The sequence below is a fragment of the Pseudomonas sp. P1_C12 genome (genome assembly GCF_056406435.1).
Genome location: NZ_JBFUAE010000016.1, coordinates 17,606 through 31,121, shown reverse-complemented (window position 1 = coordinate 31,121; position 13,516 = coordinate 17,606). Strand labels below are relative to the sequence as shown.

The following is a 13,516-nucleotide window of genomic DNA, read 5'->3' as shown; positions in this document are numbered from 1 at the left end:
TGCCTGAAAAATTGCTTGAGCTTTACTTCAAGTGTTCCTTGAGCTCCTGCGAAGCCTGCAACATCGCCGAACGCACCGCCGGCACCTGGCTTACCACGTTGAGCAAACCGTAGTCGTGGATCAAGCCGTTGTAGCGAATCGAGGTCACCGGCACACCGGCTTCATCGAGTTTGCGGGCGTAGGCTTCGCCTTCATCGCGCAACACGTCGGCACCGGCGGTCTGCACCAGCGCTGGAGGCAATCCTTTCAACTGGGCGGTGGTCGCGCGCAGTGGTGAGGCGTAGATCTCGTTCCGTTGATTGGCGTCGGTGGTGTAGTTGTCCCAGAACCACTTCATCATGTTTTTGGTGAGGAAGTGCCCTTCGGCGAACTGGTTGTAGGACGCTGTTTCGAAGTTGGCATCAGTCACCGGCCACAACAGCACCTGGAACTTGATCGCCGGTGTGCCCTTGTCCTTGGCCATCAGCGCAACCACGGCCGCCATGTTGCCGCCGACACTGTTGCCGGCTACTGCCAGGCGCTTGCCATCGACGTTGATCTCTTTACCGTGCCCGGCCACCCATTGGGTCGCCGCGTAAGCCTGGTTGATTGCCACCGGGTAATGCGCTTCCGGCGACGGCGTGTAGTTGACGAAGACGGCCGCTGCACCCGAACCCGTCACCAGGTCACGTACCAGCCGCTCGTGGGTCGGGAAATCTCCCAGTACCCAGCCACCGCCGTGGAAGAACATGAATACGGGCAGCTCACCCTTGACCCCGGCCGGCCGGACGATGGTCAGGCTGATCGGTTGGCCGTCGACTTGAATGGTCTTCTGGCTGACATCGGCTTTTGGCTGCGTCAGCTTCACCCCGGCCTGCGCGCCTACCAGAACGGCGCGGGCCTCGGCGGGCGTCATTTGCTCCATCGGCTTGCCGGTACCGGCGTTCAGAACGTCGAGGAATGCCTGGGTGTTGTGTTCAACCCCAGTACCTGCGAACGCGTTGCTGATGGACAAGGCGAGAAGGGTACCGGTCAAGACTTTGCTGAAAGTGTTCATGTTCGTTTCCTGTTCGGGCCTGGGTAGTCAGCGCTTAGACGGTTACGTGCAGACGCACATCGACGTTGCCACGGGTGGCGTTGGAGTACGGGCAGACCTGGTGGGCCGCGTCGACCAGTGCTTGTGCGTCGGCTTGTTCAAGACCGGGCAGGCTGATGTGCAGGTCGATGTCCAGACCGAAACCGCCAGGGATCTGGCCGATGCCGACATGGGCGGTGATCGAAGCGTCGTTCGGGATGCTGCGCTTGGTCTGGCTGGCCACGAATTTCAGGGCGCCGATGAAGCAGGCGGAGTAGCCGGCGGCGAACAGTTGCTCCGGGTTGGTGGCTGCGCCGCCGGCACCGCCGAGTTCTTTCGGGGTGGCGAGTTTGACGTCGAGGATGTTGTCGCTGGAAACCGCACGACCGTCACGGCCACCGGTGGAAGTTGCGATTGCGGTGTAGAGAGTTTGCATGGTGAAAGCCTCGTTTAATGTTTGGTGTGTTTGCGCTAAATGTTTGCGCGCTAAGTAAGTGCGAGATGAATGTATCGCGCTAATATTTAGCGCGCAATATAAAAAACAAAATAAATTTGCCAGGACAGACGAACGGTTGAGAAGGATTGGCTGGAACTATTGAGTTAGAGCGACTGGAGGTTATGCAGGCGGCTTTTCGGAAGGGGAATCGAGTTCTGTGGGACAGCACAAAGCAAATGTGGGAGCAAGCCCGCTCCCACAGGGGATTTGTGGTGGATTGAAGACTAGAGGCTGTCTTGCAGGTGGCGACGCAACTCTTGCAGCTCCGCTTGCAGGTTTTGCAGGCGCTCCAGTGTCATCCCGCTAGCGCCGAGGATGCACTGGGGAATATCCCGGGCCTTGTCGCGCAAGGTCCGGCCCTGTTCGGTGAGTTCGACGATCACCACACGCTCATCTTCGCGGCTGCGGGTTCGGCTGAGCAGGCCTTCGGCTTCCAGGCGCTTGAGCAGCGGCGTCAACGAGCCTGGATCGGTCAGCAACCGCGTGCTGATTTCACCTACGGTCAAACCGTCCCTTTCCCACAACACCATCATCGCCAGGTATTGCGGGTAGGTCAGGCCCAGCGCTTGCAGCAAGGGTTTGTAGACCTTGGTCATCATCAGCGAAGTGGAGTGCAGGGCGAAGCAGGCCTGATTATCCAGCAGCAGGTTGTCGCAGTTGTCCGGGGAGTTGCGCTCGGTGGTCATGTCGAAGCCTTGATCTGTGATCTTAGGAATCTAGCGGGCGAATCTTTAATGCGCCAGATAAATTTGATCAGTGCTGTTGCAAATGGGTTTGCAGCAGCAGATCCCAGGGTGGAACCGGGCTGAAGCGGGTTTTCAGGTACTCCAGCAACAAGCGACTGCGGGAGTTGGGTTGCTGTTCCAGGCGCAAGGCGTAGATGCCGGTGCTTTCCGGTTTCGGCAGGCCGCTGTCGCAGAACAGCGGCAGCAACTCACCCCGCAACAGGTACTCGCTGACCAGCCAGGTTGGCAGGTGCGCGATACCCAGTCCGGCCAGCGCGCCGCAGACCAGCGCCTCGGCATTGTTGGCACTCATGCGGACCCGCGCCGGCCGGTGCAACTGCATTTGCCCGTCGCGCTCGAAACGCCAGGCGAAGGGCGGGGCCAGGCCATCCCAGTCGAGTCCGTCGTGTTCAGTCAGTTGTGAGGGCTCGGTTGGCACGCCGCGACGCTGCAAGTAATCAGGGCTGGCGCAGGCGATACGCACCATGCTCGCCAGTGGCGTGGCTACCAGCCGGGTATCGGCCAATTGCCCGGCGCGCAGCACCAGATCGACCTTGCCGAGGTTCAGGCCCTGCATGTCGACGAAGCTGTCGATCAGGTGCAGTTGCACATCGAGACCGGGATAGAGCAAGAGGAAATCGGCGATCACCGGTGCCAGGTGCCGGCGCCCAAAGGCTGTCGGCGCATCGATGCGAATCAGACCTTCCGGCGCGCTGCTCAGAGACACCGCTTCGGCCCGGGCCAGGCGCAACTCGGCGACGATCCGCCGTGCGCGCTCGGCAAAGGCCAATCCCGCCGGGGTGGCGCGTACTGCATGAGTGCTGCGCAGGAACAGCTGACTGCCGACCGCGCTTTCCAGGCTGTCGATTCGCCGTGCCACGGCCGAAGGGGTCAGCGGATGACGGCGCGAGGCGGCGGAAAAACTGCCGGTTTCCAGCACGTCGAGGAACAAGACCAGTTGGTCGGTCAGTTGATTGGGGTTCATGGCAGGTTTGCGCTTGTGCGAATTTGGCACAGCCATTGTGCGATGCTGTGCGTTTCCGCGCCAGAAGCAACTGCGTAGGATCAAAGGCCTGACGGCAACGGGGAAAATGCTGTGATTGAGTTTTTGATGTATCTGGTGTTCGGCGCTACGTTGGGCACGCTCGGCGGGTTGTTTGGCATCGGCGGCGGCCTGATCGCCATTCCGCTGCTGGGCGTGCTGTTCGGGCTCGATCAGCAGATAGCCCAAGGCACAGCGCTGGTGATGGTGGTGCCGAACGTGATGCTGGCGCTGTGGCGCTATCATCAGCGCAACCGGATCGAACTGCGCCACGCGCTACCGCTTGCGATCATGGGGTTCTGCTTCGCCTGGCTCGGATCGATCTGGGCGGTAGGTATCGATGCGCAAACCATGCGCATAGGCTTTGTCGCGTTTCTGATCGCGCTGTCGGCGTACAACCTCGTTCGCATGTTCGCCGCCAGCGCTCCGCCGGCTTCGCAGATGAACTATTCATGGCCCTGGCTGGGCGTACTGGGTGCTGCATCGGGCACGATGGGCGGGTTGTTTGGCGTGGGGGGCGCGGTGGTGGCGACACCGGTGCTGACCAGTCTGTTCGGCACCAGCCAAGTGGTTGCGCAGGGGTTGTCGTTGGCGCTGGCCTTGCCGAGTACCGGGGTGACGCTGGTGACTTACGCCGTGCACCATCAGGTCAGCTGGGTGATCGGCTTACCCTTGGCGGTCGGCGGGCTGATGAGCATCAGTTGGGGCGTGAAGGTTGCCCACGCATTGCCGGAGCGGCTGCTGCGCGGGCTGTTTTGCGGGTTCCTGGTGTTCTGTGCGGCGATGCTCGCCTTCAAAGTTTGAAGCCTTCGATGATGTGCTCGGCCAGGCACTCGGTGATCGGTGACGGGTTATGCAGGTTGCGCACGAGCATGATGCTGGCCTCGGGCAGCAACGGCAGGTCCTCGGCTGCACCGAGGATGCGCATGTCCGCGGTGATCAGGCTTTCAAGCTGCGCCGTGACGGCCAGCCCGGCGCTGACTACTGCCATGATCGCCGACAGGCTGTCGCTGTTGTACGCCACCCGGTAGTCGCGCCCTTGGGCATCCAGGGCATTGCAGGCCCACAGGCGGCAGAAGCAATCACTGTTGAACATTGCCAGCGGCAGCGGCGTCTGCTCATGAGCGCTGTAGCATTGCGCTTCGGCCCAGACAAAACGTTCCTTGCGCAACAACTGGCCGATTTCGCTGCCCGGCTCGCGGGTGACGATGGACAGGTCGAGGTCCTGGCGCATCAGCAGTTGCTTGGATGATTCGCAGTGCACTTCTATCTGAATCAGCGGGTAGGTCTGGGCAAACCGGCGCAGAATCCCCGGGAGGAATCGCATCACATAATCGTCCGGCGTGCCGATGCGCACCGTGCCGACCATGTCGGGTTCGCGCAAGGTATTGAAGACCTCACTGTGCAGCTTGAGGATCCGCCGCGCATAGCCCAGCAACACCTGGCCTTCAGCCGTCAGCCGCACCTGCCGCCCATCGCGCTGGAACAACTGACGCTGCAGCACATCTTCTTCCAGGCGTTTCATCTGCATGCTGACGGCTGACTGGGTGCGGTTGACGATTTCGCCGGCGCGGGTAAAGCCGCCCTGGTCGGCGATGGCGACGAAGGTGCGCAACACTTCGGTATCGATACTCGGGTAGGCGGACATCCATCAATCTCCGAGATATGTGACATCAGAAACATTCGTTGGATTGATCTTAGACCCGGCGCGAGACTGGAGCCATCCAAACGGAGGGCAACAAGATGAAAGGTCAACATGAGTTCCACGGTGCAGAAAAACACTCGATTCACGTGATATCCGATCTGCTGCACAAGGTCGGCCGCTGGTACGAACTGCATCGCGAGCGCGAACTGCTGGCGAGCTTGAGCGACGAAGCACTCAAGGACATCGGCATGAGCCGTGCGGATGTGGAGAACGAGTCGATCAAACCGTTCTGGAATGACCCGATGCATAAATGACCCGATCAATAAATGATGAGTGCCACGCTACACAAACCCCTTACCGGTGAGGTAGGTTGCGAGCAGACAAGGAGGCACCCATGCGCGCAACGTTGTCCTTTACCCTCAACCAGGCTCGGCGTCTGGCGCTGGCCGCCCAAGGGTTCAACGGGCGGTCGCCGCCAGCGGCGATCAAGGCTGTTGCACTCAATCGCCTGATCGAACGGCTGGGCATTTTGCAGATCGATTCGGTCAATGCATTGGTGCGTTCGCACTACCTTCCGCTGTTTTCCCGCCTCGGTAACTATTCTTCCGATTTACTCGACCAGGCTGCCTGGGGTCAGGGTAGGCGACGTACGTTGTTCGAGTATTGGGGTCATGAAGCCTCGTTATTGCCACTTTCCATGTACCCATTGATGTGTTGGCGCATGCAGCGTGCAGCCCGTGGCGAAGACATTTATCAGCAATTGGCGCGCTTTGGCCGTGAACAGCAAGACACCATTCGCCGGGTGCTGGCTTCGGTCGAGGAGCAGGGCGCGCTGGGGGCCGGAAGTCTGTCGACCCGTCAGGAACGAGCCGGTCCCTGGTGGGACTGGAGCGCGGAAAAGCATGCGCTGGAGTGGTTGTTCGCGGCCGGTGAAGTGACCGTTGCCGGACGGCGCGGATTCGAAAGGCTCTACGATCTGCCGGAGCGGGTGATTCCCCGGGCGGTTCTTGCGCACCCCGTCCTGAGTGAAGGCGATGCCCAGCGCGGCCTGTTGCGGCATGCGGCAACGGCCTTGGGAGTCGGTACGGAGAAAGACTTGCGTGACTATTTCCGCTTGAACCCTGCGGACAGTCGTCCCCGTTTGGCCGAGTTGGTCGAGGCCGGTGAATTGCTGGCCTGCGAAGTCCAGGGCTGGCGGCAACCGGCCTATTGTCTGCCCGAGCCAAAAGTGCCGCGCAAAGTCGCAGCCAGTGCATTGCTCTCACCGTTCGATTCGCTGATCTGGGAGCGCAGCCGGACGGAGCGGCTGTTTGATTTCCGCTATCGATTGGAGATCTACACGCCGCAGGACAAGCGGGTGTACGGCTATTACGTCCTGCCGTTTTTGCACAACGAGCGGATTGCCGCACGGGTAGACCTGCGCGCCGAACGGGGGGCGGGCCGTTTGGCCGTGCATGCGGTGCATGAAGAGGAGGCGGGGCTGGACGAGGAGGGGATGCTGGCGTTGGCGGTCAATCTGCGGCAGATGGCGGATTGGCTGGGGCTGGCGCAGGTTCAGCTGAATTGCCAGCGGGCGAGTGCGGCAAGGTTGCGGGTGGCATTCACACAAATTGGCGGTGCTTGAGCTGGCCCCTTCGCGGGCAAGCCCGCTCCTACAGTGATCGAGCCGATCACTGATTTTGTGTACGGCGCGAATCCTGTAGGAGCGGGCTTGCCCGCGAAGGCGATATATCAGGCAGTCAAAATCTACCGCCGAACCTGCTTCAGTGTCTCGGCAATCAAAAACGCCAGCTCCAGCGACTGATCGGCATTCATCCGCGGGTCGCAATGGGTGTGGTAGCGATCCGACAAACCATCCTCGGTAATCGGCCGCGCACCACCGATGCATTCGGTGACGTTCTGCCCGGTCATTTCGATATGGATACCACCGGCATAACTGCCTTCGGCTTCGTGCACCTGGAAGAACTGCTTCACTTCGCCAAGGATCTGCGCGAAGTCGCGGGTCTTGTAGCCGCTGCTGGCCTTGATGGTGTTGCCGTGCATCGGGTCGGAACTCCACAGCACCTGCTTGCCTTCACGCTGGACGGCGCGGATCAGCTGCGGCAAGTGATCGCCGACCTTGTTCGCGCCCATCCGCGCGATCAGGTTCAGGCGACCCGGATCGTTCTGCGGGTTGAGCACGTCGATCAAGCGAATCAGGTCGTCGGGGTTCATGCTCGGGCCGACCTTGACCCCGATCGGGTTGTTCACCCCACGCAGGAATTCGACGTGGGCACCGTCGAGCTGACGGGTGCGGTCGCCGATCCACAGCATGTGGGCCGAGCAGTCGTAGTAGTCGTTGGTCAGGCTGTCGCGACGCACGAAGGCTTCTTCGTAGTTCAGCAGCAGCGCTTCGTGGGCGGTGAAGAAACTGGTTTCGCGCAACTGCGGCGAGGTGTCCATGCCACAAGCGCGCATGAACGCCAGGGTTTCATCGATGCGGTCGGCCAGGTGGCTGTATTTTTCCGCCAGCGCCGAGTTGGCGATGAAGTCCAGGTTCCACTTGTGCACCTGATGCAAATCGGCAAAGCCGCCTTGGGCGAACGCGCGAAGAAGGTTGAGGGTGGCGGTGGACTGGTGATAGGACTGCAGCAGGCGTTCCGGGTCCGGCACGCGGCTTTTTTCGTCGAAACCGATGCCGTTGACGATGTCGCCACGGTAGGCGGGCAAGGTCACGCCGTCGATGGTCTCGTCGTTGGCCGAACGGGGCTTGGCGAACTGCCCGGCCATGCGCCCGACCTTGACCACCGGGCAGCCGGCGGCAAAGGTCATCACGATCGCCATCTGCAACAACACCTTGAAGGTGTCGCGGATTTTCGCCGCAGAGAACTCGGCGAAGCTTTCGGCGCAGTCGCCACCCTGCAACAGAAACGCGCGACCCTGGGTCACCTCGGCAAACTGACGGCGCAACTCCCGGGCTTCGCCGGCAAACACCAGCGGCGGATAGCTGGCCAGGGTCTGCTCGACCTGCTGCAAATGCGCGGCGTCGGGGTATTGGGGTTGTTGCTGGATCGGCAGGGCGCGCCAGCTGTCAGGGCTCCAGGGTTGGCTCATCACGGTCTCTAGTGTTTTCGCTCGGGCCTCCATGTTATCAGCAAATTAGTGCGTGACCTGTTCCCGTCGCTTCGCCGACAATCTCGCCTTTGCCGCTCTCTATACGCGGTGTTATTGCGTTGCCGGCCCCGGTGACGATCAGGAGATGAAATGACTGAGGAGCGCGTCGAGCATCTGCTCGCCGAGGTACAGGACGAGTTCGGCGTGATTCGTGTGCTGGAAGTGGCCGATTACCGTTTTCTCGAGTTCGGTGATGCCATCGAGCAAAGCTGCGTGTTCACCGCCGATCCGAGCTGGCTCGAGTACGACTATACCCGGGCGATGCTGATCGGCGCGCTGTGCCACGAGCAACCGGAAAGTGCGCTGTTTCTCGGTCTCGGCGCCGGTACGCTGACTCAGGCCTGCCTCAAGTTCCTGCCGCTGGAAGATGTCGAAGCCATCGAACTGCGCCCGGATGTACCGCGCCTGGCCATCGAGTACCTGGGGCTGGATGACGATCCGCGCCTGTACATCCGCGTTGGCGATGCGCTGGAGCTGCTGGACACCGCCGAATCGGCCGATCTGATTTTCGTCGACCTTTACACCGATGTCGGTCCGGGTGTCGGGCATCTGGCCTGGAGCTTTCTGGAAAACTGCCAGAAGCGATTGAACCCGGGGGGCTGGCTGGTCATCAATCAATGGGCTACCGACGATGGCAAACCCTTGGGCGCCGCGTTGTTGCGTGGTTTGTACCACCGACATTACTGGGAGCTGCCGGTGAAGGAGGGCAACGTGATTCTGATCGTGCCGTCGGAGCTGGATCAGGAACTGGACATGGACGGCCTGATCGCCCGCGCCGAAGCGCTGGCGCCACGGTTGGGGTATTCGCTGGATTCATTGATCAAGTGCATTCGTCCGGCTACCTGAGGAGCACAGATCCCCCTGTAGGAGCCTTCGGCAGCTCCTACACAGATTTTCAGCGTCCTTTGAAAATACCGGGCCGCTTCTCCAGCATCGACCGCACACCTTCCTTGACGTCCTCGCTAGCCATCAACTTCTTGACCAGAAGCGGCAACGCCTGTGCAGCAGCGGTTTCCCCTTCATACCGGGCCTGTCGAGCAGACATCAGCGTCGCCTGCACCCCTAGCGGTGCCTGCCGGGCGATCCGCTCGGCCAGTTCAATCGCCCGGGGCAGCAAGTCCTCGCTGGCCATGACCTCCTGCACCAGGCCCAGGTGCAAGGCATCACGGGCGTCGAATTCATCACCGGTCAACAACCAGCGCATGGCATTGCCCCAACCGGAGACTTGATGCAGACGCAGGGTGGCGCCGCCGAACGGGAAGAGCCCGCGTTGCACTTCCATCTGCGCGAATCGGGTGTTGCTGGCGCACAGGTTGATGTCGGCGGCCAGCATCAACTCGATGCCGATGGTCAGGCAGTAGCCCTGGGCGGCGACGATTACCGGTTTGCTGACCCTGGGGCCTGCGAACACCCCCCACGGATCACAGCCGCCAGGGGGGACCTGCCAGCCGTCTGCGAGCGTGGTGCTGGCATTGACCAGGTCGAGCCCGGCGGTAAAGTGCTCGCCATGAGCAAACACCACCGCCACACGCGCCTCGCTGTCGGCTTCGAACTCGCCATAGGCCTGGCTCAACGCGTTGAGCAAATCGAGATCGAAGGCGTTGCGCTTTGCCACCCGATCCAGACCGATCATGAACACATGACCATGCCGTTCGCGGCTGACTCGACTGGAGCAGGGCTGATTCATGGAGCGATCCTCGGGGTGGGAAGGGCGTGCCAGACCGGCGGACTGCACGGCAAAGGGTGAACCGTTTTAGCGCCATCACCCGCAAGGCCGGGCCTTTGAAAAATAGACGGCTGATCGATTATTCGCAAAGCCTGTGACACAACGGCGTATCCGGTGGATTTCCGATAAAAAAAGCTCCCTTTTTTGGCAAATTCCGGTATAGTGCGCGCCGGCCTTTAGCCGGGCCGCGTTTAGGTAGAGCAATTCCCCGAAGTCAGCTTCGGCTGCACGTCCGTACTGCGGACTCTCCCTTGACGATTCTTTTCATTCATTCGTTTTCGCAAATCCCCGCCGACAAAGCTGCCAGGGCGACTCTTGAGTCTCAACACGGCACGCGCAGCTTTGGAGCATGGGTCTTTGCGGATGCACTTAGAGGCAGACCCATGACCCAGGAAACCGGCGGCTTCGCCGCTTTTAATCTTAATCCGAATATTCTTGCAGCCGTCACCGCGACTGGCTACGAAGAGCCTTCGGCTATTCAGCAGCAATCGATCCCGATCATCATGGCCGGTCACGACATGATTGGTCAGGCGCAAACCGGTACGGGTAAAACCGCTGCGTTCGCCCTGCCGATCCTGCATCGCATCGATCCTGCAAAGCGCGAACCGCAAGCCCTGATCCTGGCCCCAACTCGTGAGTTGGCGCTACAAGTTGCAACCGCTTTCGAAACCTATGCCAAGCAAATGCCGGGCGTAACTGTTGTGGCTGTCTACGGCGGCGCGCCGATGGGCCCACAGCTGAAAGCAATCCGTAATGGCGCACAGATCGTTGTCGCCACTCCGGGCCGTCTGTGCGACCACCTGCGTCGCGACGAAAAAGTACTGGCGACCGTGAACCACCTGGTTCTCGACGAAGCCGACGAAATGCTCAAGCTGGGCTTCATGGACGACCTGGAAGTTATCTTCAAGGCCCTGCCTGTCACCCGTCAGACCGTATTGTTCTCGGCCACCCTGCCGCAGTCGATCCGAGCCATTGCTGAACGCCACCTGCGCGATCCGCAACACGTGAAGATCCAGACCAAGACCCAGACCGTTACCGCGATCGAGCAGGCTCACCTGTTGGTTCACGCTGACCAGAAGACTTCGGCCGTTCTCAGCTTGCTGGAAGTGGAAGATTTCGACGCCCTGATCATGTTCGTGCGCACCAAGCAAGCGACCCTGGATCTGGCCAGTGCCCTGGAAGCCAAAGGCTACAAAGCCGCTGCGCTGAACGGTGACATCGCCCAGAACCAGCGTGAGCGGGTGATCGACTCCCTCAAGGATGGCCGTCTGGACATCGTTGTGGCGACCGACGTTGCCGCTCGTGGCCTGGACGTTCCGCGCATCACTCACGTATTCAACGTTGACATGCCGTACGATCCAGAGTCCTACGTTCACCGTATCGGCCGTACCGGCCGTGCCGGTCGCGAAGGTCGTGCACTGCTGCTGGTGACTCCGCGTGAGCGCCGCATGCTGCAAGTGATCGAGCGCGTAACCGGTCAAAAGGTTGCTGAAGTTCGCCTGCCAGACGCTCAAGCTGTTCTGGATGCGCGCATCAAGAAGCTGACCAACAGCCTGTCGCCGCTGGTGGCCGATGCCGAATCGACTCACGGTGATCTGCTGGATCGCCTGACTGCCGACATCGGTTGCAGCCCGCGTGCCCTGGCCGCAGCCCTGCTGCGCAAGGCAACCAACGCTCAAGCGCTGACCCTGGCTGCAATCGAGAAAGAACGTCCACTGGTGCCTAACAATGCACCGCGTGGCGATCGTCCAGAGCGTTCCGGTGATCGTCCTGAGCGTGGTGACCGCGAGCGTCGTGCTCCGATGCCACTGGGCGAAGGCCGTGCACGTTGCCGTACCGCGCTGGGTGCGCGTGACGGTATCGCTGCCAAAAACCTGCTGGGCGCCATCCTCAACGAAGGTGGTCTGGCGCGTGAAGCCATCGGTCGCATCCAGGTGCGTGACAGCTTCAGCCTCGTCGAGCTGCCGGAAGATGGTCTTGAGAAGTTGCTGACCAAGCTGAAGGACACTCGCGTTGCCGGTAAGCAATTGAAGCTGCGTCGCTACCGCGAAGATTGATCCGCTTTCGGGCTGATTGATCGAACATAAAAAATCCCCGACTGGCTCGGGGATTTTTTATGCCTTATTGGCTAGCCGAAGCGATAGATGTCCATGCCCAATGCCCCCATGGTGAAGCCTTGGTGGGCAATGCTGAACTGCCCACCGGCGGCACGGGCAAAGTACAGCGGTAACAAGTGTTCGTCGCTGGGATGGTTGCGCACGGCATTCGGTGCCTGCACGCGATAGTCGTGCAGCGCGGCTTCGTCGTTCGCGGCGAGTTTTTCGATCATCCAGTCACGAAACGCCTGAGCCCAAGGCTCAACGCTTTCGGGACCGGCATGCCAGTCCAGTTCCCGCAGGTTGTGGGTGATACTGCCTGAGCCGATCAGCAGGACTCCGTGCTCGCGCAGGCTGGCCAGCGCGTGGCCAACGCGGGTCTGCAGGGTGGGGCCGCCACGGGTGGGCAGCGAAACCTGGACAATCGGGATGTCTGCCTGCGGATACATCAGTGATAAAGGCACCCAGACGCCATGGTCGAAAGGCCGATTGCTGTCGATACGTGCTGGAAAGCCAGCGGTTTTCAATAACCCGGCAACCTCTGCGGCGAGTCGTGGGTCGCCTGGGGCTGGGTACTGCACTTCGAACAGGGCTTTGGGAAAGCCACCGAAGTCATGCCAGGTTTGCGGTTGTGGATTGCCGCTGACCAGCAGCTCATTGCTTTCCCAGTGTGCGGAAACAATCACGATGGCTTTTGGCTTCGGTATCTCGGCGGCCAGGCGGGCGAGTGCCGGCCCGCTGGCGCCGGGTTCCAGGGCGAGCATGGGGGAGCCGTGGGATATGTACAGGCTGGGGAACATGAATGAGCTCCTGAGAGTTAAGATGCAACATCTTCAGTCAGATCATTAATCTAAATCTAATATAAGTTTTAGGGTGTTTTGATCGAATTTTCGGGGTTATTTATGCAGCCGGAGTTTTGGCACAAGAAGTGGGCGGCGAACCAGATCGGCTTTCACCTGCCGCAGGTGAACCCTCATCTGAAGCGGTTCTGGCCAGCGTTAAGCCTTGAAGAAGGCGCGCGCGTGTTGGTGCCGTTATGTGGAAAAAGCCTGGATTTGCTATGGCTCGCCCATCAAGGCCATGAGGTCTTGGGGGTCGAACTGTCGGAAAAAGCCGTCGAGGAGTTTTTCAGCGAGCATGGCTTTGATCCGGCCGTCAGCGAGCAGGGGCCTTTCAAGGTCTATCGGGCAGGTTCCATTGAACTGTGGTGCGGCGATTTCTTCGAGCTGACGGCAGGCGATGTTGCCGATTGCTCCGCGCTTTACGATCGCGCGGCGTTGATCGCGCTGCCGGCGGAAATGCGAGAGCGCTATGCCGCCCATTTGAAGCGGATACTGCCGAAGGAGTCCCATGGCCTGGTGATTACCTTGGACTATGACCAGGCGCAAATGCCCGGCCCGCCATTTGCTGTACTCGATGATGAGGTGCGGCGGTTGTTCGGGGACTCGTGGACGCTGAAGATTTTGGAAGATCAGGATGTGTTGAGTGAAGGCGGGAAATTCCTGGAGGCGGGTGTTACGCGGCTGGAGGAGCGGGTGTATCGCCTGACGAGTCATTAATAGCAAAAGATCGTCCGAAG

At 60.6% G+C, this 13,516-nt stretch carries 14 protein-coding genes; 6 read left to right on the top strand and 8 right to left on the bottom strand.

What is annotated here, in order from left to right; genetic code table 11:
* Nucleotides 1-22: 22 nt before the first annotated feature.
* The 4 genes from AC1D19_RS23650 to AC1D19_RS23635 all read right to left on the bottom strand — a co-directional run bounded on the left by AC1D19_RS23650 (nucleotide 23) and on the right by AC1D19_RS23635 (nucleotide 3,260).
* Nucleotides 23-1,036: an alpha/beta hydrolase gene (locus tag AC1D19_RS23650; RefSeq protein ID WP_477764710.1), complete on the bottom strand. Its 1,014-nt coding sequence runs from the start codon at nucleotides 1,034-1,036 to the stop codon at nucleotides 23-25.
* A 34-nt stretch (nucleotides 1,037-1,070) separates the two neighbouring features.
* A complete protein-coding gene (locus AC1D19_RS23645) occupies nucleotides 1,071-1,490 on the bottom strand; it encodes an organic hydroperoxide resistance protein (RefSeq protein ID WP_046031808.1) in 420 nt (139 codons plus the stop codon).
* A 284-nt stretch (nucleotides 1,491-1,774) separates the two neighbouring features.
* On the bottom strand, nucleotides 1,775-2,236 hold the full coding sequence (locus AC1D19_RS23640; protein WP_477764709.1) for a MarR family winged helix-turn-helix transcriptional regulator: 462 nt from the start codon (nucleotides 2,234-2,236) through the stop codon (nucleotides 1,775-1,777).
* 67 nt (nucleotides 2,237-2,303) lie between these two features.
* Nucleotides 2,304-3,260, bottom strand: a complete 957-nt coding sequence (locus AC1D19_RS23635; RefSeq protein ID WP_477754042.1) for a LysR family transcriptional regulator — start codon at nucleotides 3,258-3,260, stop codon at nucleotides 2,304-2,306.
* A gap of 111 nt (nucleotides 3,261-3,371) precedes the next feature.
* Between AC1D19_RS23635 and AC1D19_RS23630 the strand changes: the two genes are divergently transcribed.
* Nucleotides 3,372-4,121: a sulfite exporter TauE/SafE family protein gene (locus tag AC1D19_RS23630; protein ID WP_477764708.1), complete on the top strand. Its 750-nt coding sequence runs from the start codon at nucleotides 3,372-3,374 to the stop codon at nucleotides 4,119-4,121.
* Here AC1D19_RS23630 and AC1D19_RS23625 read toward each other — a convergent pair.
* Entirely contained in the window at nucleotides 4,111-4,965 is an 855-nt protein-coding gene (locus AC1D19_RS23625) for a LysR substrate-binding domain-containing protein (protein WP_477764707.1), read from the bottom strand. The genes AC1D19_RS23630 and AC1D19_RS23625 overlap by 11 nt on opposite strands.
* Before the next feature lie 95 nt (nucleotides 4,966-5,060).
* Here AC1D19_RS23625 and AC1D19_RS23620 point away from each other — a divergent pair, with 95 nt between their 5' ends.
* Both AC1D19_RS23620 and AC1D19_RS23615 read left to right on the top strand, forming a co-directional pair.
* Nucleotides 5,061-5,276, top strand: a complete 216-nt coding sequence (locus AC1D19_RS23620) for a DUF1127 domain-containing protein (RefSeq protein ID WP_007983517.1) — start codon at nucleotides 5,061-5,063, stop codon at nucleotides 5,274-5,276.
* Nucleotides 5,277-5,356: 80 nt separating this feature from the next.
* Nucleotides 5,357-6,586, top strand: coding sequence for a winged helix-turn-helix domain-containing protein (locus tag AC1D19_RS23615; protein WP_477764706.1), 1,230 nt, complete (start codon nucleotides 5,357-5,359; stop codon nucleotides 6,584-6,586).
* A 122-nt stretch (nucleotides 6,587-6,708) separates the two neighbouring features.
* On the opposite strand, the gene AC1D19_RS23610 is transcribed toward AC1D19_RS23615, so the two are convergent.
* Nucleotides 6,709-8,055 carry a class II 3-deoxy-7-phosphoheptulonate synthase gene (locus tag AC1D19_RS23610; protein WP_477764705.1) on the bottom strand — a complete coding sequence of 449 codons (1,347 nt, stop codon included), beginning with the start codon at nucleotides 8,053-8,055 and terminating at the stop codon, nucleotides 6,709-6,711.
* Between the two features lie 150 nt (nucleotides 8,056-8,205).
* Between AC1D19_RS23610 and AC1D19_RS23605 the strand changes: the two genes are divergently transcribed.
* A complete protein-coding gene (locus AC1D19_RS23605; RefSeq protein ID WP_108229894.1) occupies nucleotides 8,206-8,961 on the top strand; it encodes a spermidine synthase in 756 nt (251 codons plus the stop codon).
* 49 nt (nucleotides 8,962-9,010) lie between these two features.
* Here AC1D19_RS23605 and AC1D19_RS23600 read toward each other — a convergent pair whose 3' ends face one another.
* The gene (locus AC1D19_RS23600) at nucleotides 9,011-9,802 is read right to left on the bottom strand and encodes a crotonase/enoyl-CoA hydratase family protein (protein WP_477764704.1); all 792 of its coding nucleotides are present in this window, start codon (nucleotides 9,800-9,802) and stop codon (nucleotides 9,011-9,013) included.
* 422 nt (nucleotides 9,803-10,224) lie between these two features.
* Here AC1D19_RS23600 and AC1D19_RS23595 point away from each other — a divergent pair, with 422 nt between their 5' ends.
* Nucleotides 10,225-11,898 carry a DEAD/DEAH box helicase gene (locus tag AC1D19_RS23595; protein WP_150756007.1) on the top strand — a complete coding sequence of 558 codons (1,674 nt, stop codon included), beginning with the start codon at nucleotides 10,225-10,227 and terminating at the stop codon, nucleotides 11,896-11,898.
* Nucleotides 11,899-11,969: 71 nt separating this feature from the next.
* Here AC1D19_RS23595 and AC1D19_RS23590 read toward each other — a convergent pair whose 3' ends face one another.
* On the bottom strand, nucleotides 11,970-12,737 hold the full coding sequence (locus AC1D19_RS23590; RefSeq protein WP_477764703.1) for a DODA-type extradiol aromatic ring-opening family dioxygenase: 768 nt from the start codon (nucleotides 12,735-12,737) through the stop codon (nucleotides 11,970-11,972).
* Nucleotides 12,738-12,839: 102 nt separating this feature from the next.
* Here AC1D19_RS23590 and AC1D19_RS23585 point away from each other — a divergent pair, with 102 nt between their 5' ends.
* Nucleotides 12,840-13,496 (top strand): thiopurine S-methyltransferase, encoded by a 657-nt coding sequence (locus AC1D19_RS23585; RefSeq protein WP_477764702.1) that lies wholly within the window; start codon nucleotides 12,840-12,842, stop codon nucleotides 13,494-13,496.
* Nucleotides 13,497-13,516 lie beyond the last annotated feature (20 nt).

What these genes read in the sequence shown, in the direction of transcription:
- AC1D19_RS23650 (WP_477764710.1), bottom strand. Translation starts at nt 1,036, where the DNA reads ATGAACACTTTCAGCAAAGTCTTGACCGGTACCCTTCTCGCCTTGTCC.
- AC1D19_RS23645 (WP_046031808.1), bottom strand. Translation starts at nt 1,490, where the DNA reads ATGCAAACTCTCTACACCGCAATCGCAACTTCCACCGGTGGCCGTGAC.
- AC1D19_RS23640 (WP_477764709.1), bottom strand. Translation starts at nt 2,236, where the DNA reads ATGACCACCGAGCGCAACTCCCCGGACAACTGCGACAACCTGCTGCTG.
- AC1D19_RS23635 (WP_477754042.1), bottom strand. Translation starts at nt 3,260, where the DNA reads ATGAACCCCAATCAACTGACCGACCAACTGGTCTTGTTCCTCGACGTG.
- AC1D19_RS23625 (WP_477764707.1), bottom strand. Translation starts at nt 4,965, where the DNA reads ATGTCCGCCTACCCGAGTATCGATACCGAAGTGTTGCGCACCTTCGTC.
- AC1D19_RS23620 (WP_007983517.1), top strand. Translation starts at nt 5,061, where the DNA reads ATGAAAGGTCAACATGAGTTCCACGGTGCAGAAAAACACTCGATTCAC.
- AC1D19_RS23615 (WP_477764706.1), top strand. Translation starts at nt 5,357, where the DNA reads ATGCGCGCAACGTTGTCCTTTACCCTCAACCAGGCTCGGCGTCTGGCG.
- AC1D19_RS23610 (WP_477764705.1), bottom strand. Translation starts at nt 8,055, where the DNA reads ATGAGCCAACCCTGGAGCCCTGACAGCTGGCGCGCCCTGCCGATCCAG.
- AC1D19_RS23605 (WP_108229894.1), top strand. Translation starts at nt 8,206, where the DNA reads ATGACTGAGGAGCGCGTCGAGCATCTGCTCGCCGAGGTACAGGACGAG.
- AC1D19_RS23600 (WP_477764704.1), bottom strand. Translation starts at nt 9,802, where the DNA reads ATGAATCAGCCCTGCTCCAGTCGAGTCAGCCGCGAACGGCATGGTCAT.
- AC1D19_RS23595 (WP_150756007.1), top strand. Translation starts at nt 10,225, where the DNA reads ATGACCCAGGAAACCGGCGGCTTCGCCGCTTTTAATCTTAATCCGAAT.
- AC1D19_RS23590 (WP_477764703.1), bottom strand. Translation starts at nt 12,737, where the DNA reads ATGTTCCCCAGCCTGTACATATCCCACGGCTCCCCCATGCTCGCCCTG.
- AC1D19_RS23585 (WP_477764702.1), top strand. Translation starts at nt 12,840, where the DNA reads ATGCAGCCGGAGTTTTGGCACAAGAAGTGGGCGGCGAACCAGATCGGC.